This is a genomic window from Nostoc sp., assembly GCF_041747015.1.
Taxonomy (GTDB): domain Bacteria; phylum Cyanobacteriota; class Cyanobacteriia; order Cyanobacteriales; family Nostocaceae; genus Nostoc.
The window spans coordinates 1-23,991 of sequence record NZ_JBGTFY010000037.1 but is presented as its reverse complement, the minus strand read 5'-3'; the positions used below and the strand labels follow the sequence as shown (position 1 = coordinate 23,991).

Genomic DNA, 23,991 nt, shown 5'->3' with positions numbered 1-23,991 from the left:
AGGCAATCGGTTCGGAGGTCAAAGGTTATCCCGGCGCGGCATCCGCTTTGTTGTGGATTTCTATTTGGCTGCTTCTGGGCTAAAGCATACAGAAGGCAGAACTTTATCTGCTCATAGTTTGAGACATACAGCAGGAACGCTCGGATTGCAGGCGGGAGCTTCTTTGCGGCAGGTACAAGATTTGCTGGGTCATTCTGATACTAAAACTACCGCACTATATGCCCACGTAAGCGATCGCTACGCTAATAATCCGGCTTTGGGTATAGGAGTAGAGGTCTGACACGGTCATGGGTTATTTGGGGTAACGCATAAAGTCTTAACTGGTAAAGTGGACTTAGGCTTTGAGGGTTTAGAGCAGAAGTATGACAATATCCATCTACCCCACAGGAAGCCTAGAGGCGGCGAATTAAGTGAGACTCAAAAGCAGGACAAATGTCTGTTGAATCAATCTTGCGTTCTGTGCAAAAATGCCTTTGCGCTCTGTCAAGCACTACAACGCCGTCAGGGTGATTTAGCACAACCGAATCGAGGGCTTTGATGACCACTTGATGTTCGCAGCAAGTGGCTAGAAAAATTCAATTGCAAAGCAGTATTGCCTTACTCATTCCTTATTTCCTGACAACTCTATTGTTATGCAACACCTTTTTTACTGCTCCTTCTGAAATACTACAAATCCGTTTGCTGGAATCACGGCAGACATCCGACCGATGCTCGAAAAGATAGTTGCACCAAAGTTGCCGACATTGTTACCCCCGTAGCGTTCAGCATCGCTGTTAAAAATTTCTCGCCAACGACCATCTCCTAGCTGTGAAGATACGATGGTGTATCCCGAACTAAAGGGAGAATTATTGAGGCTAGCTAAAATCAAGAACTCCTGATTGTCATCCCAGCGCCTAAAAGCAATAATTCGATTGATATTGTGAATGTGGATGATGTAGATATTGTGCGAACGCAATCCTGAATAACTGCGTCGCAACCGAATAATATCCTGATAGAACGCGAATAAACTTTGACCATTGGTCTGGCGCTCGTTCAACAGATCTTCCTTGTTATCTAGGAAATTTGTGTATCTGTAGGATTTTTGTGCGCCAATTTCTTCTCCCATCAAAAACATTGGAGTGCCAGCCGACAGCATGGTCATACCGCAAGCAAAGCGACAACGTGCCTCGGCGAAGCGGCGGGTTTCTCCAATCAGTGGCGCTGAGTTTACCGCAGCTATAATTGTGCGCCTAGACTCAACTTTGCTGCCTCCGTCCTCGTAATATGAGTTGCCCGCCTCATCGTGGGATTCGTGATATACCACTTTGCGATCGCCTGATGCTGCCAGCGCGAGCGCGAAGTAATCCATAGGCAGAGGCTCGTTGCCGCCGTATCCAGCCGTGGGAATTAATTTGGCATACTCTATTCCTTGTCGAGTATCACCGACTAAATGGTGGTAAAAGTTGGCGTACCAAGTCGCATCAAACCCCAAACCACCAACATCAGGTGACTCGGTTACTTTATCCCAATCAGAATGATCCTCAGCTATAAGGATTGCATCTGGTCGGATTAGCTTTATTGTCCGCGTCCATTCTCTGAGGAACTTAGCACCAAAAGCGTTGGCGTTGCCTAGCGGTCTACCATCGGCGTGTAGCAAGTTGTATAAATGCATGGAAGTTGTTTGATCGACCCGGAACCCGTCGATGTGGAATTCTTCTACTAAAGCGGCTGCACTGCTAATGAACATCTGCCGCACCATCTCTTCATGGAAGCGTGGGGCAAAACCTGTGGACATATTGTCAACATAGCCTCCATCCGCTTGAGGATAACTAGCAGAGTTGCCCTCATACCAGTAATAAATGTTTTGTTCGGGAGCATCTGAGTCATAACCCCATTCAGCCCTAACTGCATTTGGGGAATAGTGGTTGTAGACCACATCCATAATTACCGCGATGCCTTGACGGTGGCAGGCTCTAACAAAATGCTTCAGTTGATCTCGACCGCCAGCGCTGTATTCTAGAGCAAAGTAATGGGATGTCTCATAGCCCCAATTTACCTCATCTCTAAATTCAGACATGGGCAATAGTTCAACTGCGTTAACTCCTAGATCTACTAAATAAGGCAGCAGGTTAATAGCATCTTCAAAGTTTCCCGGTTGGTTCTGACCGTATCCTAAAGCGCCAATATGCAGTTCGTAGAGCGCAAGATCCTCTACCTGACTAGGTAAAGGGCGATCTCTATTGAACTCATTTTGCCAGAATTCCTCCTGTGGCACGAATACCTGTTGTGGCAAGATGTCTGCATTAAGTTCTCTTGTCACCGTTTCAGGCTCGACTACTACCGAGCAACTAACTGAGCCGTCAAGCTCTCTGTAATCGCCAGAATAGAAATTTCCATTAGGGTTTGCCCTCCCCTTACCCATTTGGCAACGGGAATATAAATCTGTTTTATACTCTACCCGTCCATCTGCTTTAGTCACCCGATACATATAAGGCAAACGGTCGAAGGCTAAAAAATCAGACAAAGATGCTACCCTATTTGTCTGCCAGATACCGTCTGCTTGTTGAGACATCGGCAACGACGCACGGTTATTGTCTATTCCTGCACCATTGTCAGCAATGTAACCGCTCGTTCCTCCGAACACAACTTCCACGTTTTGGGCATTCGGTGCCCAGACGGCGAACTGAATCTCAGCTTGGGTTGTACCGTTATAGTATTTTTGCGCTCCCAGTCGTCGGCAATGGGTAAGGTAATATCTTTCTTGCTGCGGCTGATTGTTACTGGGATTTTGTAGAGTAAAACTGCGGTAGCGATCGTTTGAATTAGTGTCATTAATTTCAGTCGGTATTCCCCAGAGGTTATTGCCTGCTGGATTATCTAAAATCACACCCCAGCGAAATAACCAACCAATTTGAGTATCATCTAACCGAACTGTTGCTGTAAAGCAGGGACAGCCATCATCTGCAATGGTTTGCTGCATTGGTACAGAGGACCACTGATTAGAGTAGCGACCATTCGCATCCCAACTCCCGGTTAGGCGGAGATTACGAACAATTTCTCTTTTTAATCCAGTTAGATACGTGAACTGAACGGTGATTGTAGCCATAACGTAATCTTTTTCAGGTAGTAGTATGTATTGCAGTCAGTTTTGTTGCCGAAACTTTTTAGGAACGAAAAGAGCCTCTTTGGAAAACCAGAGCTTGCATTTTGCTTTTCTCTCACTCTTGCCGAAACTCCGATTTTGTAACCCTGTAATCGACAACCCAGTACAGAGACCTTCTACTTTTCCTTGATGACGAGCAAAGTCTCGTTAACGCGCTAAGAGTTACTATTTGGTTAACTTTATGTAAATCATGTCTGCCTAACTGACTTTTACAAGAGACTCATCAATGAAAATTTGTTACTTCTTGCTTCTTATAGCGGCAGGGTAGATGCCAGGAGCATAAGCCTCTATAACTCCACCAGTGCGAGCGCACGTCACCATAAGGTAGTCGCAGATTGGGCATTGGGTCTGAGTCAGTTGACTGCTTAAAAGGTGATGCCGTTCAGCCTTGCTACCACAGTTAGGACACCGGATTACTTGTACGATCTTCATTGTGGAATCTCTTGATGAAAGCAGTTTTTAGGAAAAATCGGAAACTACACTAAGAACTGTGCCAGATTTATGAAAGTGACTGTACTAGCAGGTGTAAAACTGTACGAACATGGCTGGGATTTTCTTTGGTAGTCTTATAGCTCTTGCCGTGTAACAGAAAAGGTTTTTTGACTGTGGTAAAATCAGCTAGAATGCAGGTTTTAAGGCACGGATTTTGACATAAATTTTGCTACAAGAAGGTTACAGTATGCTTGTAGGCTGAGTATTTTACCTAGCTAAATCTGCATCCATTAGTGAGTCCTCCTAATCGACGTAACCTTGACTGATTTCCACGATGTTGCCATTAGGATCGGCTACCCAAACCGAGCGCCATCCTGGAATAAGGTCATCAAAATTCAGTGGACCAAGAGTAACGAGCGCGTCGTCTTTCATCTCGGCAAGTTTGGCATCAATGTCGTCAACTTGAAACGCTAAATGTCGCCAAGCAGGATATTGAGGACCATCATTAGTAGGTAAGGGAATGGGAGACTGGGCACTAGCTTGGAATAGTTCTAAGTACATTTGCCCCAACTTGATAAACACTATTTGTTGGTCGCCTAGAGGCACTACTCTGGCTCTGGTGAAACCGAAATATTTGGTATAAAACTTTTCTGTAGCGATCGCATCCTTGCAACTAATCGCCATATGCGAAAAAGTGAGTAATCCCATTTCTATCTCCGTAGTATTCAAGTTAGTTACTAAATTTCGTACTGCTGTCTAATCAAGTCCGAGACTTTCTCGCCAATCATCACAATCGCTGTATGGCAGTTTCCTGAAGGCACAACAGGCATGACACTTGCATCAGCTACTCTCAATCCCTCAACGCCGTAGACGCGCAGTTGCGGATCTACTACTGCCATTTCATCTTGACCCATTTTGCAAGATCCAGCTTGGTGATGGTAGGAATTGGCTCTTTGCTTGACAAATTCTATTAATTGTGAATGAGTTTGTATACTTGGTCCAGGGATTAATTCTTGTTTAATCCAACTAGAAAAAGCTTTCGTCGCAAAGATATCGCGGGCAATTTCCACGCCTTGAATCAGCCTTTCTACGTCTGCTGTTTCGCCCAGGTAATTGGGATTAACTAGCGGTTTATCTAAGGGGTTGCTGCTAGCGAGTTTAATCCAGCCGCGAGACATCGGGCGGACAACTCCAGGCAAAATACTAATAGAGTTGGGATAACCTTGACCGATAATGATGTCAAACGGGACGTGGACAAAGGCGATTTGCAAGTCTGGTCCTACCCAGCCTGGTGCTGACTTGCAAAATAGGGCGCTTTCCGACAGATTTAAGTTGGGTGGCGGTACGGGTTGGGCAGCTTCAGAGATTACACCTGTAAGTACGTGGTTGTGGAAATTTTCACCCACACCAGGTAAATCTGCAACTACAGGAATGTTGAACTCTTTGAGGTGGTTGGGGTTGCCGATACCAGAAAGTAATAATAGTTTAGGTGACTCAATTGCCCCAGCGCAGACTATTACCTCACAATTTGCGTAGGCGGTTTTAGCTGTACTATCTTGGATGTATTCTACGCCACAAGCGCGATCGCCTTTAAATACGATCTTGGTAGCTTGAGAATTGGTACTTAAAGTTAGATTTGGGCGTGGCAAGGCTGGAAATAAATAAGCAACTGCCATACTATGGCGCTTACCATCTTTAATATTGACATGATGCCAGCCCACGCCTTCCATAGTGGGACCGTTGAAGTCTGGCGTGTAAGGATAACCCAACTCTAAACAAGCATCAATAAATGCGGATGATGTCGGGTTGGGGTTGTGCAGTTTGGCATTAGCTACGTGCAACGGTCCGCCTTTACCCGCCCAAGGACTGGTATCGTCTTCTTGGTCTTCTAGTTTCTGGAAGTAGGGCAAAATATCTTGATATGCCCAGCCAGGACAGCCGTTATATGCCCAATTGTCGTAGTCTGAGGTATGCCCCCGAATGTGCATCATGATGTACAAGTTGCTGCTACCGCCGGGGATTTTGCCGCGTGGTTCGTTGGTAATCCGTCCTGATAAACCTGGTTGGGCGACGCTGGTATAGTTCCAATCTACGTTGGAACCGAGGAGACTAAACCAGGCTGAGGGGTTATCAACAGTTGGGGGAATATTTGCGCCGCCAGCTTCTAAAACTAATACTTTGCAATCGGGATTTTCGCTTAAGCGGTTGGCAATAACTGACCCTGCCGAACCTGCGCCGACCACGATAAAATCAAATTGATTCATAAAGCCTCTATTTAGACGATTTGAAAGCTTTTTTTTAAGGTAATATTGATGAAAAAAGATAGTCATATTGACTCCCTTCTAACCCCTCTCCACAGAGGAGAGGGGAGGTAGGATTTAGGGCTAATTAGTAATAATTAGCCTAAATTTTGATTCACAAATGGATCAAAGGGTCTAGTGTCGTGAAAGTTAGCCATGTAGGCAATCTTGCCATCTTTTAAACGGAAGTAATTAGCAACATTTGCCTCTATCGGTACGCCACTAGCGTTAGCGGCTGAAATGTGAGAAACAACGCAAGCTTCGTTACCATTAATAACAATATGTTGGGGATTGTTTTGAAACTTGGAATAACCCCTTTCTATGCCATCAATTGCGCCTTCTAAGACGCTAATTCCTTCAACGTGACCGGCTAATTGCTCGTCTACAACTACATTTTTGTCAAACAATGATAGCCAGGTAATCCAATTACCTGCATTAGCAGATTCGTAGTACTTTTCAATTACATCTTTAGCGTTCATGTCAGCTCCTTAAGTTTGATAGTTTTAGAGATTAGGGAAGCCTTCTAACGGGGTAAGCGCATCAACAATATATGTGTCGATGACTAAGTTTTGCGTGTCGGGCGATCGCTTAATTACCCATCTTTGCGCTACATCAAATGCTAGTCTTTGACTATTGGGTGCTGGCGCATTCCAACGGCTAGCTTCCCAACGAACTACTAACTGAACTTCGGCTTGTTCTGATGTAGTAGTAATGTCTAACGACTGCATCGTATGCACTTCATCAAAAAATGTATGAACTATGCGATCGTACCAAGCTTTAAATTCATCTAATCCATGCAAAGTTACTTCTGGTAATTGCATTACAAGAGTGTCTTTGGCTAGCATTAACAGCATTTTTTCAACTGCTGCATGAACATCTAGTTTTACATACCAATCGTTTACTAATTGCCTAACTTCTGTTTCCGAAATTCGAGTTAAGGTATTCATTGTATTTAGACTGGAGGAAGGAAACTCTTGGAGGAGAGGGATACTCAGTTATTTAGCGCTTTTACGCCTATCACATCTTTCAGGTTGCACAACTATTTGCTATTAGTCTATTAACCGAAGGGCAAATAGTTAAGGTAGACCTTTTGAATGGAAAAAACTGGGGAAACCAGGTAGGTTAGGGCGGCGCGAAAGTTTGAACTTTCCCAATTCTTGACTTCCACCTCCTGACTCATCTCAAGCGCCAGTTGCGATGGACTTTACCCAAAAACTTAGAGCAGTTGCGCTACCTGTTGAAAGAGAAGCTTGAAGTCCTCACCCCTGAAGTGATTGCTTCTATTACTGGTAGACAATCCATCCTCGAAGCTCTATCTGTAGCTGGGCTTTAGAGAATTGGTATTAGTTCTCCTTGTTTTTGTTTGCATTCTGTGAATCTTAAGGTTAGACAGGGGACCAGAACTTGTCATACTCTGCAGTACCATCTGCGAAAATGCCACCTTTGCCCTCAATTACTTTGCCGTCACGCCAGCGGAGGAAGTGGATAACATCGATACCTAGAGTCTTTTCCTCATTCCTTGCCCGATTTCCGGTGTTGTAAGAGACATCTGCGGAATACTCACCGCTAACGACGATCGCGCTGTGTACCATTTGAAAGCTGTTATCGGAGAGTTTCCCGACGGTGGCCATGAAGTCGATAAACTCATTTAGGTTGTTTTTCCTGCCTGAAAGTATGTTGTGACCAGGAACAAGCCAAACCATATCTTCTGCCCAATACTGTAGAATTTTTGATGTATCGCCTGTCGCTAATGCTGCATAGGCTTGCCGGACAAGTTCTGGGGTTACTTCCATAGTTAGTTATCTCCTTGTAGATGGGTAGCGAAAGTTAGGCTAAACGGTCGGGAATTGGTTTAAGGGCGTAAACAGCCGAGAAAAAGTTGTCAACACTATGCTGATCGCTGATGTAGACTTGCACATTGGCAATTTTGCTGTCGCGGATTTGGTAATGGGTGCAGTTATTAGCATCTAAAACCGCGCCGTTGGTTTGCCCGTGTCCTCTATGGACTTCAACAACACTGTCTGCACCAAAAGGTTCGATGCCAATCAAATCTACTTGGATGCCTGCCTTATTTAGCTGCCCAAAAAAGGCAATCACTTCTTCTGCACCGTTTTTAGTACCTGCTAGCGGGTGATGTCCGGGTAAGCGCCAGACAAGATCTGGGGCAAAGATTTCTCGGCGGATTGTATCCATATCGCCGCGATTGAAACATTCATACATTCTTTGCACGATTTCTACGTTAGGGCTATTCATTGGTTTTTCTCCTTAATTGGGTACTTCGTTAGAAATTATTAGATCGATCAAAAACGGACCGTTGTGAGACAGTGCTAAAGAGATCGCACTACGAATTTGCTCTGGACTTTCCACGCGCAAAGCTTGAACTCCCATCGCCTCAGCTAATTTGTCAAAGCGGATATCTGGATTTTGTAGGTCAAAAAAATCAGGAAAAGTACGAGCGGGAATTTGGCCATCGCGCCAAAACTGTAAAATATTCATTTTGAGGATGCGATAGCTGCGATTGTTGCAAATCACAAACTTGGCATTAATATCGTGATGCGCCGCCGTCCACAAAGCTTGAATCGTGTACATCGCCCCGCCATCGCCTGTAAAGCCAATGACAGTTTTATCGGGCTGTGCGAGTTTGAGCCCGATTGCCCCAGGAATACCCATACCCAAAGAACCGCCCCGCGTCTGAAAATAATGTCCGATAGTTGTTGGGGGCAGATAGCGACACAGTTCGTCACTATGAGTAATCGCCTCATCAAACACAATCGCATCCGATGGTAATTGGTTAGCTAGTTCTTGGGCAAACTGCGATAAATGCAGAGGTACAGAGCCGCGGACACTGATATCTGCTGCAATTTGAGTAGCAAGTTGCTGTTTTTTAGCTTCTGTAATTTCAACAACTCGCTCGTTTGCTGCTGTTTGCTGCCCAAATGTCATGTTTTGTTCTAGTTCCGCAGTCACCTTGGCTAAGGTGACTTTAGGATCGCTGATTAATCCCAGATCCACAGGGAAATTTTTAGCAATTTCATAAGCATTCAAGTCAATGTGAATTACCTTTGCACTAGGAGCAAATACGTCAGACAAAGCTGGGAATACTTCAGGAAAAACATAAGTACCGCAGATTAAAACTACATCTGCAACCGAGGTAATGCGGCGGCTGCTTCTACCAAACATATGCCCCAACAACCCCCCAAATAAGGGATGAGTAGCATTCATATTTGGTTCGGATGAGTCTGCGCCCCAAACCTGCGCGCCGATTAGTTCAGCAACGCGAGTAACTTCTGCTTGAGCATCGGAAAAAGCTACACCATCGCCAACAATAATTAGCGGTTTAGTAGCATTAGCTAACATCTTTGCAGCAGATGCGATCTCACTATCTTCTGGTGCAACTCTTGTGATTGGGAAAGAAGTAGGTACAATATCTTCAGTAATCTGTGCATCCAGGATATCTTCAGGCAAAGAAATAAATACAGGTCCCATCGGTGGGGTAGCAGCAATCTTAATTGCCCGTCGCAGTACCCGCAATAAAGAATCCGCATCAACTACTCGCGTCGCCCATTTAGTTACAGGCTTTGCCATGCCTACTAAATCTGCCGCCATCTGCGAGTCCATCGCATCGTAACGGATACCCGCCTCACCAGCAATCACAACTAGCGGTGCATGAACGCGCATTGCCTGATACATCATGCCGATGCCGTTACCCAAACCAACACCGCTATGCAGTTGCACGATAGTGGGTTTTTTAGTAACGCGGGCATAACCATCAGCCGCCGCTAGTGCAATCGTTTCTTGCAAGGCAAAGATATATTTAAAATCCGGGTAATCGCTCAAAGCGTCCAGAAATCCCTGTTCTACTGTACCAGGGTTGCCAAACATGTACTTGATGCCATCAGCCAAAAGCTGCTCAATGATCGCAAATCGTCCAGTTTTTACAGCCATAACTTTAGTAAAGTCAAAAGTTAAAAGTTAAAAGTTAAAAGTTAGAGCAAAAGAAAACGAATCGATATTTATCTCCCCTGCTCAAGAAAGCTCCCTTCACCAGCCGTAGCGTCTCAACCCTTGCTCTAAGACTTCCACTACCTTTTGCCCAGTCATGTAAGAATCTGGGGTAGAGCGACCTGTAATGAATGGGTAGTCTACAATTACTGATGTTTCTTTGCCGACATTGCCGTGATATCCTCCTTCTGGTCCTGTGGCATCGCGCAAGATGTACTCTAAGGGATAGAACGGGGGACCAAAGTTAATGCTGCCTAAATTAGGATTAACGTTCTCGCCCATGAATCCTGTCCCGTCTTTGTAGTCATATTCCAAGCAATGACCTGTGACGTGCTTGCCCCAAATAATGCTTCGGCGATCGCCTATATCCCGCGCAAAGGCTAGACACGGTACGCCATAGCACTCCGCAGCAATTGGCTTGCCCATTTGGTAAAAACTGAGGACGAGATCGTGTATTCTAAAGTTATTTACTAGATCGACCATTGGACCTGCACCGCCGACAATTAGCATAGTGTCGTATTGTTGCAAGTCTGTTGCTTTCAACTGGTCAAGCTTGCGGTAATATTCTTCCATTTCGCGGATGAATTTAGGCGAACTCCAGTAAGGTCGTTCTGGCATCCACTCGCGCAGATTTTTGGGATTATTTAGGCGTGGTTTGCGAGGATCGTCTATCGCTCTAACTTTGTCTGCCATTTCTTGGGAAACTACCGTTCGTCCTAATGGTGGATCGACGTAGGTAGCGTTCATGCTCACAGAAATAGCGACTGGTCTTTTGCCTGTCGGGGTGGCAAAATCAACTTGGTAGCCTGCGGCATCGAAGGTTTCTAAGGGACCGATTAGTTCTTCTCCCCAGTAACCCCATTCTGATAGCACGATTAAAACTTTCACTGCTTTATCTCCTTTGGGTTTTTTGATGCGATCGCGTTTTGGCTATTCGATAAATTCGCTAAAAAAGTCTGATTCTGCAAAGTTAGCCAATGGCGAATTTCTGGACTGGACTTGAGTAGCACTCAAGCACTGGCGATAGTTAGTACCGCGATATTTCAAATTAGGTTCAGGCGCGGGTAACTTTTCTCCGAAGTGCTGAATTACGTAGTCTACGCCGCGATATTTTGCTGTTGTTTCGCGCTCGAGGAGTCTGCGTGAAGTATCAGATTCGTAGGAAACGCCGCGATATGAGAGTTTCATCGGTTCCTCCTAGATCAATGTGGGGATGAATTAACTTGATATCTGCAATAAAGTCAATAATTTGGATAATTTGTTTGTTGAGAGATGGGTTTAACGGACCGCAGCAGGCGCAGAGGAGGAAGGAATTGTGATGCAGGTGGCGATCACCTCGATAAATTTATGCACGTCTGCGCCCGATCTTCCTGTTACTACGTCTCCATCGACAACAATGCCTGTTTCTGAAGAAACGTACTTTGCACCTGCATTAGCGATGTCTGCAAGCACTACTTCATGACAAATAACTTTGCGCCCTTTGAGTAATTCTGGCATTGGTGTTAGTATCCACAAACCGTGACATAGAAAGCCTTTGATAATTTGGGATCTGTGCATCGCTTTAGCGAAAAATTGCACGGCTGGGGCAGTTTTTGTCTGCTGGGGGCTAATTAGTTGTCCTGCTGGTGGGTGGAAGTAACGCAGACGCACGCTGGTGTAATTGGCTGCCATAATTACCGCCGCATAGTTGTTGATGTCTGCATTTTGGAAGTCCATATTTACATCTAAATATTGGAGTTCTTTACCCACTTCATCGACATCGCTAACAAAACGAACGCTTGGTTGGTTCCACAGCCGAGACATTAAATGCACAGTTGCACCAAGTTCGGCAAACCTTGTCTGATAAGCTGCAATCTCTTCAGGAATGTACTCATTTTCTACGAGTACGGCAATTTTTTTTCCTGCAAGTGCTTTAGTAGTCATCTGCTTTCTCCTATGCACTCAAGGGTTTAAATTCTACAATAATTTCGGATTCTGAACCGAGTTGAAATTCTCGCTCAACTAGTTCAAGTTGAAAATTATCAGGATCAATTGTTGTGCGTTCAGTACCATTAATACTGACTCGACTTACTTCCAGGCTGTTGGGCTTAATAAAGTCAGGAAGTACATTGATAGAACGTTGGCGGCAATTCGCATCTGGTTTGAAGTATAAGCAGAAAGGTTGTTTAGTTACGTAAGAACTGATATAAATGTGAGCTAGATAATTCAGTTCAAAGGCATGATAGCCCGATATTGAATGACTACCTTTATTGCCGTAGCTACCTTGAACAATTGGCATCCCGCTCTCGTTAACTCGGAATAAAATTCCTTTATTGTCAACATCAAGGAAGAACAAATTCCAGAACACTGCTGTTTGTTGTGCAAGCTGCAAATACTGCTTCTTTTGCTCCTCATCTTGATTAGTACAACCGTAAAGGATGAGATAAGCAAGGAGAGCTTGTTCTTGCTGCCAAAAATCTTTGGTATTGCTCCAAGGAAACTCCATAGGCATTCCATTCTTGGGTGTTCGCTCTACAGAATCGAAAACTCCGCCTCGAAATAGATCTACTCCAATCTCAGCCATACTAACGCCCAGTCTATTTGCTAATTGCATTAACTTGTCAGCTAACTGTATTAATTCCTGGTTTTCAAATTCGTTCTGAGCATCAGTTTTCTCAACCATGAAGTAGTAATAGTTAGCAACACGAGTCAAGTTCCAGGCAATTTTTAAATTATGTCCAATAACAGCCCGATCTTGTTGCCACCGCCAAGTATTATCTGGTTTCCAATCTCGGAAGAAACGCTCGTTAACAAAAGGAATGTTCTCATCTGGATCGGTAAATTTTTCAACTATTATTTTGGACGTGGTTTTGAGAATTTTTTTGCATATATCTAAAAATGTACGTATGCTTTCGTTACCATGATCCGTTATTGGTAAAGGTTCGATAGCTAAGATCGTATTAATTAGATATGCGGGAATATGATCTCCTATTGAATTCCAATTTTTCCTAGATTGATTGTCACCGAGCGCGTTACTGTCATAGCTCATCGTTGCATAGTCAAGATGCGAAAAATAATCTCCGTATGCATCCTTTCCATATTCTGATTCACGATCTAGAAAAAAGTCGTTAAAGGTACGAACAGTCCGCTTAATGTCGTCAAGAACTTCCCAATCTAGAGTGATTCGATAATACTGAGCTAATCCAGCTATGGCATAAATTTGCTCGTACAGAGGGATTGTGCCTCTATCGTCATCATTTAGAGAGTTTATATACAGTTGGTAGCTGTACTTAGTCTTGCGTTTTCCGAAAGCCCAGAAACAATGTTTGCCATCATGACTTAAGCTGCGAAAAGTCTCACGTTGATACTGTACTCCAGCCCGAGCAGCAGAAAGATAACTTTCACGACCAGTTAGTAAGTAGGCGGAGGAAAGTCCATATATAAGTCTTGAGAGAGTCGCACATTCCTGAATGTTGTCGTCTGTTGGCAAACCAATAATGTTCAAGTTGGTTTGATACAAAGCGAAATCATCAATTTCATAGGTTTGGTTGTTAGGAAACAAATTACCCAACCAAGTATCAGCTAAACGTGCAATTTGCGTAAGCCACCAGTGTGTTTCCTCAAAAATGTATTCTCCGCTAGCCGACTGCAACAAGTTAACAATACGAGCATCAAAGCGCCGATTCTCACCGTCTTCCTGATAAACACCCTGTAGCACCACAAGGCGATCGCGCTGAATATACTTTTTGACTAACTGCGATGGAATTAAGGAGAATCCTTCAGGATTGGGTATTCTGTCTCGGTCTATACCATCCAAATTCTGTAGAAACCTAAATTGCGTTTCCTTGCCCACACATACCCGAAATTCATCACCGCTACGGCATTTGATCTTAAATGTTTCTTCCTCTTCATTTATATCGGTAACATTGCCCATTAAGGTTGTGCTTAAAGTAAATTGTTTCATATTACTTGACTCCCTCTTACTTCAATTAGCAAAGATTTTTCTTTTGGATATTAGCGATGGATTTAATCGGCAATTATTTAAGCTATTGATTATAAAACTATATTTTTATAATCTTCAAAGATTTAACCTCAGACTGAGTAGATTAAATTGGCGAACGATAAAGAAAATTAAAAATTCAAAAGCTTACAGATAAAAATTACTGTATTTTAAGCGTTTAAATAGTATAAAATTTCAAGAACTAGCATTTTATCCCTCACAAAAGTTGAGTTTTTTCCAAGTATTAATTTGAGATATAATGTGTTTCGTCGATGATTGTTCTTAACTCTAGGTTTGATAGTTTCAGAACTTTTATCTCTATGCTAATAAGCTTAAGCGGTTATAAATGAAGTTACAATGAACGATCTTTATCTACAATTGCTCATTTTTTAACTGGATTAAAACTTTTTTGCATTAATTGAATATTAATTGATATCTAATAGGTCTTCAAATAGGAAAAAGCCACAATGATATTCATTGCAACAATTTGATTAAACTAGAATTCAGATATTAGTTTAGATCCAAAAGTAAATTTGAAGTTGGTAAAATCCAGTTGTAAGAAAGGATTTTTTAATGTCTTGGTTTAGTTTTTGTCTATTCCCCTCTGAAGTTAGGGTTATGGGATTCAACGATGGCTCGTTTGTCTACCATAGTTATGAACGCAGCTACATCCTGAGTAACTTGCTGACTGAGGTTCAGTTTAGCGACGGCAGTGTTAAAAGTTTTACCTTGACTCATTTGATAGGCAAGTTCTTCAACCTGCGTCCAAGTGAGATTACTTTCAACATAAACTTTAACCATCATAATCAGTAGCTGGTAGTAATTATTGCCTTCTGCTTCCGTTAACATTGTGTGCGGAATATTCAATATTCGGTCAAAGCGATAGTACCAAGTTTTAGGCTGCCGCTTGAGAACAGCTTGGAATAAAGCTTGATGCTCGCGGTTTCCAACGGCGCGATCGCTCTCACTCGATATGATAAACATGGGCGCAGTAGGATACTTGCGTACCCGTTTGAGGATGTCTTTACCCATACTGCGGAAAACTTGCAGAGCAGGTAGAGGAAAGCCAGAATAACCAAATTGCTCTGTTCCAGGCTCAATCGACCACTCGAAGTAGGACTTGGAGCGCTGCATGAATATATCTATTAATACATTGCGATTGCTGAGGTAGGGGGCAAACAATAAGGCACGGTCAATCTGTTGAGGGCGTTCCAGTGCTAGCCAAGCTGCCAACGTACCTCCTCCAGATAATCCTCCTACAATTACTTCTTCTCCCAAACTTTGAGCTTTATTCAGCCATGCCAAACCGTTTTTTTGATATAGTTTTGGCTTTGTGGGCAGGGGAGGCGGTCGTTTGCTGTTCCAATTGCCTGCCCGACCATGACCAGGCATTAGCGGAATCAGGACATTGTAACCCGCCTGCGCTAGTGCTTTTCCCAAGGGTATAAATTGATAAGGACAAGCAGTAAATCCGTGGAAAAACACAAAAACCTTTTTAGTCGGCTGAGGCTGGAGGAAAAATATAGAGCGACAAGCTTGAGAGCGCACTGGCAGCAAGTCCTCACGAGCCTTGGCTTCCCGCACGATATCCTGAGTCGTAATATTGTATTCTAAGAGGTTGCGTTGTACGGGGTATTGAGCTTTTACAGACTGAGGCGGATGGCAAGCAAAAACGAGCAGCAGAATACTCAGAAAATAGCAAAAAACTTTTTGTACTTTGTTAAACATTATGCTATGTCAAAGGCATTAGGTAAGTGTTCGTCCCAGACCTGTTGTTCAGCAGCCTGTTCGCCGATGACAGCCAAATCGTAGCGGTTCTCGGCTGCACATATGTCGCGGAGCGATTCTAAGTTCAATCTTAGGTTTGCTAGTCCTAGTGCGTTGAGGGCATTCGCCTCTAGCCACACGTCATAGCGTAAGTAACTTAAAGCTGGCTGCTGTGTAAGCAGGTCTTCGGATAGATCGCCAACTTCTCTATCTATTTCCCATGAAGTTGGTGTTCTAGACAGGTATTGAAGGAGCATTTGGCTTTGCCAGCTCGCGTCCTCCATGAGCATTAGTGGAACTTGTGTTGCCCAATCCCACATTCTACCCTGCAACACTTTATTCACGCTGTTATGTCTGTGCCACACGCCAGTACCAACTGAAACTAGGAGCAAACGGTGTTCTCCTGTCTGCCATTGAAAGGGAAATCCCCTGAGCGTTGCTACAAGGAAAAGTTGCAGCGCTGGATTGTTAACCATACTAACGGCTCCATCGATGAAAGCTCCGACCTCGCCAGAACCAATATCCAACTTCTCTGGGATGAAGTAAGTTGGTGCTGCTGTGCTTGCCCGCACTACATCGCGTAATAGAAATGGACTATTAGATTGGTATTTCCCTTGTGGATGGTTGTGAATTGACCACAAACTACCTGTATCAGCCCGTTTAGCAAAAATGCATAAACCAGTGCTAATAGAGGCATCTGCCAATGTTTTATCCCCGAAAACTTTTGCTAATTCCTCTTGCAACGGAATTGGATCGAATATAGCTTGTAGCACTCTCCAGTTCCTTTTACCGAAGACCTTACCTCCCAACTCCAAGTAAGTCTTCTTAATCTCTGCTACGTCCATCCCAATTGCCAACCCGCTAGCAATAATCGCTCCAGTGCTAGTTCCGCCAATCAAATCAAAGTAGTCACATAACTTGAACTGTGGATTTTGGTAACGGCGGCGCAAAATTTGTTCAATCTTTTCAAGGAACCCTAGTGTTAGAGCACCTCGAACACCTCCACCATCCAGCGCTAAAATCCGCTTAGGACTGTTAGATGTTAGCCTCTCTAATAAATTCATCGTTGTATTTCCTTATTACCAAAGGGTAGTTGTATCGATAACGTAGGCTTGACCTGAGTAATTTACTACCGTGTCGTGCATATGCTTAGTACCACCTAAGTTGTCACCTCCTCGTCGATCCCAAAGACAGATAAAAACTGTCTCAAGACCAAATGCTAGTGCTGTATAAAGCAGCCACAGGTTATTGCGCGTATATGGGTTAGTATTTTTTGGCGATGAACCAAGTTCCTGTGGCATGATTAGCAGGCGCGTGTTTGGATGCGCCTTCATTTGAAGGAAACGATTACGCCATTTTTCGCCAGCAAAGCTTACAGACTTCTGTAAAAATGTCGGCTCGTCAGAGGGGATGTGTACTATAAGGCGCAAGCCACGTTCCAAGCATGCAGTAGCAAATAGCAAGTCACCTCCACATGCGCCACTGCATAGCGCTAAGTCTTCAGAGCCAGCCCCTAGCTCGTCAAGCTGTCTGGCGATCGCCAATCGGGCTGTTTCTTCATGGATAGGGGGAAAGCGCGGTTGGACTCTATTCGGTGCATCAATCATATGACCACTAAAGAGAAAGACTCGACGCGGCACCCAGCGAGCGTCTGAGGCTTCAAGCTTGCTTAACTCACGGTTCAATATATTGAGAGCTACCTCAACTTCTTGTAACCGAAAACCCAAAGCTTTAAGAACCAACAGTTGTTGTCGCGAGGAGTCAAGTGCAAACCAATCACTTTGAGCAACAGCAACAGCAGCCTTAAAAGTTTGTTCAATGCGTCTAGAGCTTGCTGATAAAACTTCAAGTTCGCCAAGCGTTAATTTCGCCCAATAATCCTGAGTGTTTTCTGCAAGTGCACTTCTCACTGCCCACCGGACACCACCTAAAAGGGCTATGCGCTCTCGTTTGTTATTGTCTCTTCCTGTCAGATGCCTGAGTAAGTGCAACAAAGTGAGTGCATTAATGCCTGAGTAATAGTGACTTGGATTTTTACGGAATCCGCTTAGGTATGCCTCAAATGCAGAGTGCAATAGCGCCTCTTCGTAGACTGCATCTTTAAGCATTTGTTCGGGAGTCTGACCATCACTATTCCAGGTACTAAGCCACGCATCTTTTTCAACTCGACCAAGGAGTGCCCAGCTCTGAGCGTCATCAGGGTAATTTTCTACAACTGCTTTAAGCCAAACCTTAGCCTCGTCGTGCCTGTTAAGTCGAGCGAGCAGTATGCCTTTCTGTTGGCAACTTTCAATATCTGTAGGTTCTATTTGAAGCGCTTTTTCATACTGCTCAAGTGCAAATTTGAACTGTCCCAGTTTAAGTAGTGCTTCACCAGCTGCACGATATGCTTCAAGTCGGAGAACTCGACTAGGTGCTTCTGAAGCAAAAACCATAATGTCGCCAGGTCGTCCTTTCATTCGAGCTATTTCAATACGACGTTCCCAGTTCTCGTGTGCTTGCCAAAACTCGTTTGCCTGACCTAGACGTAGAGCTTTCCAACTCGGTTCTTGAAGATAGGGTAGTAAATGGTATACTGGGCTGATATTTCTTCCCTGCCAAGAGGAAATAGTGTCAATAGCAAAGTTAGCTAGAGCCTGTTTGTCAGTTTGAAGGTAATCTAGGTCAGGAACCCCGTTTTTCAAGTGATAGCGTAGAGTTCTCTCTACGTAAACATCAAACGGGAGGCGATCTCGCTGGCACTGGATCTGCACAACTCCACGGCTACGGAGCGCATGCCGCACGCCTAACTCGTACCAAACATTAGGATTATCAATAGACAAGTCTACTACTACTAAGTCGGCTAACAGCAGTTCCTGAAACATATCTGTGTGAATGCTTCCAGCCCTAATTTCTTCATCCGCCCTGAAGACCTCAAACCCGACACCTAAAAGAGCTGGTTTAATGTACTCGCTGTAAACTTGATTGAAATCAATGCCTTGCTTAATACCGTATGGCATTGCTACAAACACATGTGAAGCCATATATTTATCCTATTTTTGCAGCATCTCTAACTGAAAATTAACTGATTAAAACTCCTGCCTACTGTCTCAACCCGTTGACTGACTTCGTGGATTTTATAATCAGCGGATTGGCTTTGACCCATCAACATCGAACTTATAGAAGTAGATATCAAACTGGATGATATTTTGCGGACACAATTCAAAACTGGCGCATCCCAAACATTGTTAACTCCTCTCATAAGCGCTCATGTCAAGTCTGGTAGCCGCCATTGAACTCCGCTGATCAGTTGAGTACATATTGATGCAAGCCACTTAGGCTCAGATTGTGGATTCTTTTCTTTCCAGATCTCGATTAGTGTTTTAAGAGCCATCCCTTTTGGGAAGCCAGCTATACCAAATAACCGTTATGCTTCTCTATCGCTTGCACTACCATTAAACAGAACTCCTGAATGACTGCGCTGGCAACTTGAAAGCGTTGTTCTGGTTGTGTTTTGCAAATACATTCTGCGTGTTCCAAGCTAATTTCAAATTGTAAAAACGGCCATGCAGACCACTCTTCGGGAGGTTCCGGCAGAGGGGGTATTACTTCTTGGAACTTCTGATATAGCTCTTCAGTTGCGTCGCGTACCTCCGAGCCATTTGGTTCAATATCTGGAGCAATCGCTTGACTGAGTTCTGGAAAGAAGCACGGATCGGTGAGAAAGTCCTTGGTCAACTTTTGCAAGTCTTCTTTATTTTGAATATTTACTCTAACGCGGTCTGCAAATAATGCAGGGAAAAAACCTGTCGCACATTGAAACACAATAATTCTTGTATTGTGTGGGCTTGCTGGGTTCGTTGCTATACCGCATTCCCGCATGCAATAAGACCAGTCTTGGTCAGTAGTCGTATACAACAAAACGATGGGGTTTGCTTTGTCTAGCTTTTCCATCAATTGCTGATTGATTTTTTCGCCAATTTCAAGCGTATCACCAACGGATGACGATTGAAAGACTGAAATCTTGCCCAAACTTCGACTACTCAGAAATCTTCGTAGAACATCAGCAATTTGCCGATCGGCATGACGGTAACTAATAAACAGTAGTGGTCTTGAATCATAATTAGTCATAATAGACTCTAGTAAGCTAATAAACTTATAAATACTCAAACGAGCACGATGTATCGTTGCTATAAGATTGCATTCATGTTTCGTCAGTACAGTTTCCTAAAAGAGTGTTGAATGAGCTAAGTAATTACCATCAATACACCCATTTCAATAACAGCTCTGCCTGTAAAACTCGTTGTGGCAGTTATTGTTAGGTATTAAGTGTTATCAATTTGGCAAATTTTCCATGCTTTTGGGGTTGTGCCGTTGAACCGACGGAACAAACGAATGAAATGCCCCGGATTTTCATAACCTAAAGTCTGAGCAATTTCAGTCACTGAGTGATCGCTTTCTATAAGTAAGCAACGTGCTTCCGCGATGCGGCGTTGTAAAATCCAGTTCAGTACAGTTTGTCCAGTCTCTCGTCTTACAAGGTCAGTGATGTAAGCAGGAGATAGGTTAACTTCTTTAGCTACTTCTTTCAGACCAATTGGGTTGCGGTAATTTGCCTCAATAAATTGAAAAACTTTAGTTAACAGCGATCGATGTTGAACTGAACACTGTTTCAACGGCAGCACTGTCAAGTTAGCAGTGGAAGATATCTCTGGTACAATACTGCTGCATTCCGGGACAAGTTTAATAAAACTGTCTTTTTCACTCTTTTGCAGTTCTTCGGCTAGCAATTGTTTTGTTAGTTCAATTACTAACTGTTGCTTTTGAGCAACCGACATGGGGTTTTCAACCGCTTCATTTAAAGCTTTATAGACAATATTTGTGATAATTTCATTTGAGAGCATAATCTGAAAGTTGGTTAAGTTTATAGATTTCCGTGATTTAGAGTCAGTTATTAGGCAATTGCATCTTGCCTTTTTAATCACAACTTATTCGATTGAGCTTAAATTCCTCACCAAAGTTGTAATACAACAGACTTTTGCATAACTTTTCTCACTTATGTTACTCACATAGTATATACCTTAAGTGATTTTGTCAATGTTGCCTCAGCGTTATGTCAATGACTGGATTGAGGAAAGTCACAGGTATATAAGCCCTAAAGCATAGGGGGAGATTATAGGCTCTTTCAGCCAATATTTAGCCATGTTGGATTGTTTTAGAGAAGGGTAGTAGACTAATAAGTTGAACTATTTACCAATTGGCTAGTAACTAAATGGGTAATGTGGTAATTTTGTTGTTGTATCTTAAATTGACTCAAGCGTAGATGATTTAACCTCCTGTTGAGCAAAAGCAGGAGCTACACTTGTACCAGTGAGTAAAGCCAGACTGACTATAGTAGCAAAACTCAGATCTTTAAAATGCATTTTATGTCTCCTTTTATTTCTTAAATTGGTAAATATGTTTTGAAAGGGGCACTGTTTAGTTAGCCGAGTTATTAATGAGGACTAAACTTAAAATTAAGGTGAAATTAGCTTTCACATCTCTTTAGAGTTTTGGAACGCGAAATTTTCACTGCCTCTATGTATTTAGAATAGTCAGCCAACCTAGTAGAAAACAAGAGCCAACCAATGCGGTTAAATGCAACAGTTAAAAGCAGTTAAAAACAGTTATCTGTACTTTGAATAACTAACGAAATTAAACACATTGTCCCTCAACAATTTCAACTGCCGCATCTATAAACGCTTCAAACACAATTACTTGTCCTGTGGCAAGCGTCTGCTCTAAATAACAGAATGAGTCTACGCTCCTCAAAGTTTGAGAATATTGCTTACTTGAATTGCGATATGTTATTTGTATTTTTGAAGTCATAGAAAAATCTCCTGTGGTTAATAGAAAAAGCTGTAAGTGGAAAACCATTTATACCAGCGTTGTAGCCGACTAGCAGCAATAAGAAGTGCAATTTTAACCATCCGCACAACCTCGGCAAGCATCAATCCGACTACAAGAAACCCTAGAGGCACAAATACCGCAGTATTACCTCAAATATCAAGTCAGCGTTTCTCTTATAAAAATTTGTCTTTTTCTAATTGCCATCAGTAATCAGGGGTTAGCCTTCAGAGGTAACTGTAACTGTACTGACTTAAATTGTTTTCAGGACAACTTTCATGTCGAGTTCGTTTTTTTTCTGGTTAATATTGAACCTTGGAAAACAGTAAATAAAATTTCTTGATAAAACTTATTCAAGTAGCCTGGTTTCCTAATTTTAAGGTTCCAGTTTAATTAAATCAAATTCAAAAATAAATAGCTAGATACAGTTTTGTATTAGTTTTTTTATGGCAAACCAAATTCAGCAAGAAACTGAGCTAAACTTGAGCTAAAACTCAAATTTTTGATGGCAAAAATAGCAACTACAATATTATTAGTATTTTGAGAGAAAGTTATTATGCCTAGCCTTAAAGCATCTGAACGGGGTAAACACAAAATCAGCCAAGTTAGAAATTTTAGAGGATGGAATATTGACGACACTAGATGGCTGCTAGAAGCTAGTCAAGTTTTAGAGCCTAACAAACCCTGGACGAAGGAAGGACCGTTTGCTACTGGAATTTCACTATCTACTTGGAAATATTTTTTACAACGAACAGCAATTAGACCAGAAGCTTTTAAAGCGTTTTGCCAAGTATTGGGGTTAAATTGGCAAGAAATTTGTGAAACAGATAAGAAATGCAAGCCTTCCATTGATATTGGGCGTTTCGAGATACCGCGAGAGCCACAAGAATTTAAATGCTATGAAACTATCTTGCAGCCAGGTTCTTTTCTTCGCATTAAAGCACCTCAGTACATGGGAAAGACACGAATGCTGAATCGAGTGGTAGAGCGAGTCAAAAAAAAGGATTGCCAAATCGTAGTGCTTAACTTCCAGAAAGAGCTAGATAGTACAGCTTTCGGGAGTCTAGAGCAATTCTTACGAGCTTTATGTATTTGTATTCATTACAAACTAAAACTCCCCGGTAATTTAGATAAATATTGGCACAATACAGGTGGTACTCCTAACCACAAGATGGGAATCTATGTTAATGATTATCTATTTCCTCAGATTAACAGTGCTTTAATTCTTGTCTTAGAAGATGTCGATCGCGTTTTTGAACAACGCTTTGCTCAAGACTTTTGTGATCTTCTTAGAGGTTGGCACGGAGAAGCACAGCGAGAAGAATTGTGGCAGAAACTTCGCTTAGTTATCGTTCACTCTACAGATGTTTATGCCTCACTGAATATTAATAATTCTCCTCTTGCTAATGTTGGAGAAACGGTTACTTTAGATGAGTTTACGCCTCAACAGGTAAAAGATTTAGTTATGCAGTATGAACTCAATTGGAACAGCAATCTGATTGAGCAACTCATGGCACTAGTAGGAGGACATCCCTATCTCATTAATCATGCCTTAAAAACAATCGTTAACCAGTCTATTACATTTGAAGAAATGTTAGCTAAAGCTGCTACAGAAGAAGGAATTTATTGCAATCACCTACGACGAATGTGGGGAATTATTCAGCAGCAACCACCTTTAAAGGAAGCCTTAAGGAAAGTTGTCACCGCATCTCATCCAGTACGAGTCGATCCATTCAGCTTGACAGCTTAGGCTTAGTAAAAATAGAAGGTAATAATGCCATACCTCGCTGTAAATTATACCGTCAGTATTTCAGCGCGCTATTAACTGAAGGAGAAAACCTATGAGTCAAGCTGGTTTCTATCAAGTTGGTGGAGATTTAAGATTTCAGCATCCAAGTTATGTTAGACGACAAGTAGATGAAGATCTTTATCAAGGAATCAAAGCAGGTGAGTTTTGTTATGTTTTTAACACTCGTCAGATGGGTAAGTCCAGTTTAGGAATACAAGTAATGCAACGGTTAAAAGTCGATGGATATGCCTGTTGTTTTATTAATCTGGCAGACATTGGTAGCGAAGCAACAGTAGATGAATGGTATTTTACTCTAACAGATAAAATTGCGCGTAAGCTTCGGATTTCTTGTGATGTCTCAACTTGGTGGAATCAACATGGGTTACTATCTTCTTTGGGACGATTTAGTCAATTTATTGAAACAGTCCTCTTAAAAGAGATAAAGCAGAATATTGTTATCTTTATTGATGAAATTGATAGTGTTCGTCGCTTGAAATTTAGTGCCGATGATTTTTTTGGTTTGATTCGAGTTTGCTATAATAATCGAGTCGAACAACCGGAATATAAACGCCTGGCGTTTACTCTCTTGGGAGTAGCTACTCCTTCAGATTTAATTCAAAAAGAAAAATCTACGCCTTTTAATATTGGTACAGCTATTTATATCAAGGGGTTTCAACCGCACGAAGCTCTACCTTTAGCAAAAGGATTGCAAGAA

22 protein-coding genes and 1 pseudogene are annotated in these 23,991 nt (G+C 42.6%); 4 read left to right on the top strand and 19 right to left on the bottom strand.

The window, feature by feature from the left end:
- A partial coding sequence (locus ACEW80_RS03165) for a tyrosine-type recombinase/integrase (protein WP_373525204.1) occupies positions 1–280 on the top strand: 280 nt, incomplete at its 5' end.
- 48 nt (positions 281–328) lie between these two features.
- Entirely contained in the window at positions 329–538 is a 210-nt protein-coding gene (locus ACEW80_RS03160; protein WP_373525203.1) for a hypothetical protein, read from the top strand.
- A 108-nt stretch (positions 539–646) separates the two neighbouring features.
- On the opposite strand, the gene ACEW80_RS03155 is transcribed toward ACEW80_RS03160, so the two are convergent.
- The 19 genes from ACEW80_RS03155 to ACEW80_RS03065 form a co-directional block, all read right to left on the bottom strand.
- Entirely contained in the window at positions 647–3,085 is a 2,439-nt protein-coding gene (locus tag ACEW80_RS03155) for an alpha-amylase family glycosyl hydrolase (protein WP_373525202.1), read from the bottom strand.
- Positions 3,086–3,379: 294 nt separating this feature from the next.
- A complete protein-coding gene (locus tag ACEW80_RS03150) occupies positions 3,380–3,574 on the bottom strand; it encodes a replication restart DNA helicase PriA (protein ID WP_373525201.1) in 195 nt (64 codons plus the stop codon).
- A 303-nt stretch (positions 3,575–3,877) separates the two neighbouring features.
- A complete protein-coding gene (locus ACEW80_RS03145) occupies positions 3,878–4,282 on the bottom strand; it encodes a VOC family protein (RefSeq protein ID WP_373525200.1) in 405 nt (134 codons plus the stop codon).
- A 29-nt stretch (positions 4,283–4,311) separates the two neighbouring features.
- Complete coding sequence (locus ACEW80_RS03140; RefSeq protein ID WP_373525199.1) at positions 4,312–5,838, bottom strand: GMC family oxidoreductase; 1,527 nt, start codon at positions 5,836–5,838, stop codon at positions 4,312–4,314.
- 134 nt (positions 5,839–5,972) lie between these two features.
- On the bottom strand, positions 5,973–6,353 hold the full coding sequence (locus tag ACEW80_RS03135; protein ID WP_373525198.1) for a nuclear transport factor 2 family protein: 381 nt from the start codon (positions 6,351–6,353) through the stop codon (positions 5,973–5,975).
- Between the two features lie 24 nt (positions 6,354–6,377).
- Positions 6,378–6,821 (bottom strand): hypothetical protein, encoded by a 444-nt coding sequence (locus ACEW80_RS03130; RefSeq protein ID WP_373525197.1) that lies wholly within the window; start codon positions 6,819–6,821, stop codon positions 6,378–6,380.
- 438 nt (positions 6,822–7,259) lie between these two features.
- Positions 7,260–7,667, bottom strand: a complete 408-nt coding sequence (locus tag ACEW80_RS03125) for a nuclear transport factor 2 family protein (protein ID WP_373525196.1) — start codon at positions 7,665–7,667, stop codon at positions 7,260–7,262.
- 34 nt (positions 7,668–7,701) lie between these two features.
- A complete protein-coding gene (locus ACEW80_RS03120) occupies positions 7,702–8,127 on the bottom strand; it encodes a nuclear transport factor 2 family protein (RefSeq protein ID WP_373525195.1) in 426 nt (141 codons plus the stop codon).
- A 12-nt stretch (positions 8,128–8,139) separates the two neighbouring features.
- Positions 8,140–9,819, bottom strand: coding sequence for a thiamine pyrophosphate-binding protein (locus ACEW80_RS03115; RefSeq protein WP_373525194.1), 1,680 nt, complete (start codon positions 9,817–9,819; stop codon positions 8,140–8,142).
- Between the two features lie 96 nt (positions 9,820–9,915).
- The gene (locus ACEW80_RS03110) at positions 9,916–10,764 is read right to left on the bottom strand and encodes a type 1 glutamine amidotransferase domain-containing protein (RefSeq protein WP_373525193.1); all 849 of its coding nucleotides are present in this window, start codon (positions 10,762–10,764) and stop codon (positions 9,916–9,918) included.
- A gap of 42 nt (positions 10,765–10,806) precedes the next feature.
- Positions 10,807–11,064, bottom strand: coding sequence for a DUF4278 domain-containing protein (locus ACEW80_RS03105; RefSeq protein WP_373525192.1), 258 nt, complete (start codon positions 11,062–11,064; stop codon positions 10,807–10,809).
- A gap of 90 nt (positions 11,065–11,154) precedes the next feature.
- Positions 11,155–11,799, bottom strand: a complete 645-nt coding sequence (locus ACEW80_RS03100) for a DJ-1/PfpI family protein (RefSeq protein ID WP_373525191.1) — start codon at positions 11,797–11,799, stop codon at positions 11,155–11,157.
- A gap of 10 nt (positions 11,800–11,809) precedes the next feature.
- Complete coding sequence (locus tag ACEW80_RS03095; RefSeq protein ID WP_373525190.1) at positions 11,810–13,819, bottom strand: AGE family epimerase/isomerase; 2,010 nt, start codon at positions 13,817–13,819, stop codon at positions 11,810–11,812.
- A 630-nt stretch (positions 13,820–14,449) separates the two neighbouring features.
- Positions 14,450–15,583, bottom strand: coding sequence for an alpha/beta hydrolase (locus ACEW80_RS03090; RefSeq protein ID WP_373525189.1), 1,134 nt, complete (start codon positions 15,581–15,583; stop codon positions 14,450–14,452).
- Positions 15,583–16,686: a patatin-like phospholipase family protein gene (locus ACEW80_RS03085; RefSeq protein ID WP_373525188.1), complete on the bottom strand. Its 1,104-nt coding sequence runs from the start codon at positions 16,684–16,686 to the stop codon at positions 15,583–15,585. The genes ACEW80_RS03090 and ACEW80_RS03085 overlap by 1 nt, the downstream gene beginning before the upstream one ends.
- 15 nt (positions 16,687–16,701) lie before the next feature.
- A complete protein-coding gene (locus ACEW80_RS03080) occupies positions 16,702–18,645 on the bottom strand; it encodes a TRAFs-binding domain-containing protein (protein ID WP_373525187.1) in 1,944 nt (647 codons plus the stop codon).
- Positions 18,646–19,012: 367 nt separating this feature from the next.
- Positions 19,013–19,732, bottom strand: coding sequence for a TIR domain-containing protein (locus ACEW80_RS03075; RefSeq protein ID WP_373525186.1), 720 nt, complete (start codon positions 19,730–19,732; stop codon positions 19,013–19,015).
- Between the two features lie 194 nt (positions 19,733–19,926).
- Positions 19,927–20,505, bottom strand: a complete 579-nt coding sequence (locus ACEW80_RS03070) for a helix-turn-helix domain-containing protein (RefSeq protein ID WP_373525185.1) — start codon at positions 20,503–20,505, stop codon at positions 19,927–19,929.
- Positions 20,506–21,295: 790 nt separating this feature from the next.
- A complete protein-coding gene (locus ACEW80_RS03065) occupies positions 21,296–21,469 on the bottom strand; it encodes a DUF1830 domain-containing protein (RefSeq protein WP_373525184.1) in 174 nt (57 codons plus the stop codon).
- 574 nt (positions 21,470–22,043) lie between these two features.
- Between ACEW80_RS03065 and ACEW80_RS03060 the strand changes: the two are divergent.
- Together ACEW80_RS03060 and ACEW80_RS03055 are read left to right on the top strand one after the other, a co-directional pair.
- Positions 22,044–23,332 (top strand): annotated as a pseudogene (locus ACEW80_RS03060) (AAA-like domain-containing protein).
- Positions 23,329–23,991: AAA-like domain-containing protein (locus ACEW80_RS03055; protein WP_373525183.1), on the top strand; the 663-nt coding region annotated here is incomplete at its 3' end. The pseudogene ACEW80_RS03060 and the gene ACEW80_RS03055, both read left to right, overlap by 4 nt.

Excerpts from the sequence above, each read along its gene's own strand:
- ACEW80_RS03155 (WP_373525202.1), bottom strand. The coding sequence starts at position 3,085 with ATGGCTACAATCACCGTTCAGTTCACGTATCTAACTGGATTAAAAAGA.
- ACEW80_RS03150 (WP_373525201.1), bottom strand. The coding sequence starts at position 3,574 with ATGAAGATCGTACAAGTAATCCGGTGTCCTAACTGTGGTAGCAAGGCT.
- ACEW80_RS03145 (WP_373525200.1), bottom strand. The coding sequence starts at position 4,282 with ATGGGATTACTCACTTTTTCGCATATGGCGATTAGTTGCAAGGATGCG.
- ACEW80_RS03140 (WP_373525199.1), bottom strand. The coding sequence starts at position 5,838 with ATGAATCAATTTGATTTTATCGTGGTCGGCGCAGGTTCGGCAGGGTCA.
- ACEW80_RS03135 (WP_373525198.1), bottom strand. The coding sequence starts at position 6,353 with ATGAACGCTAAAGATGTAATTGAAAAGTACTACGAATCTGCTAATGCA.
- ACEW80_RS03130 (WP_373525197.1), bottom strand. The coding sequence starts at position 6,821 with ATGAATACCTTAACTCGAATTTCGGAAACAGAAGTTAGGCAATTAGTA.
- ACEW80_RS03125 (WP_373525196.1), bottom strand. The coding sequence starts at position 7,667 with ATGGAAGTAACCCCAGAACTTGTCCGGCAAGCCTATGCAGCATTAGCG.
- ACEW80_RS03120 (WP_373525195.1), bottom strand. The coding sequence starts at position 8,127 with ATGAATAGCCCTAACGTAGAAATCGTGCAAAGAATGTATGAATGTTTC.
- ACEW80_RS03115 (WP_373525194.1), bottom strand. The coding sequence starts at position 9,819 with ATGGCTGTAAAAACTGGACGATTTGCGATCATTGAGCAGCTTTTGGCT.
- ACEW80_RS03105 (WP_373525192.1), bottom strand. The coding sequence starts at position 11,064 with ATGAAACTCTCATATCGCGGCGTTTCCTACGAATCTGATACTTCACGC.
- ACEW80_RS03100 (WP_373525191.1), bottom strand. The coding sequence starts at position 11,799 with ATGACTACTAAAGCACTTGCAGGAAAAAAAATTGCCGTACTCGTAGAA.
- ACEW80_RS03095 (WP_373525190.1), bottom strand. The coding sequence starts at position 13,819 with ATGAAACAATTTACTTTAAGCACAACCTTAATGGGCAATGTTACCGAT.
- ACEW80_RS03090 (WP_373525189.1), bottom strand. The coding sequence starts at position 15,583 with ATGTTTAACAAAGTACAAAAAGTTTTTTGCTATTTTCTGAGTATTCTG.
- ACEW80_RS03085 (WP_373525188.1), bottom strand. The coding sequence starts at position 16,686 with ATGAATTTATTAGAGAGGCTAACATCTAACAGTCCTAAGCGGATTTTA.
- ACEW80_RS03080 (WP_373525187.1), bottom strand. The coding sequence starts at position 18,645 with ATGGCTTCACATGTGTTTGTAGCAATGCCATACGGTATTAAGCAAGGC.
- ACEW80_RS03075 (WP_373525186.1), bottom strand. The coding sequence starts at position 19,732 with ATGACTAATTATGATTCAAGACCACTACTGTTTATTAGTTACCGTCAT.
- ACEW80_RS03070 (WP_373525185.1), bottom strand. The coding sequence starts at position 20,505 with ATGCTCTCAAATGAAATTATCACAAATATTGTCTATAAAGCTTTAAAT.
- ACEW80_RS03065 (WP_373525184.1), bottom strand. The coding sequence starts at position 21,469 with ATGACTTCAAAAATACAAATAACATATCGCAATTCAAGTAAGCAATAT.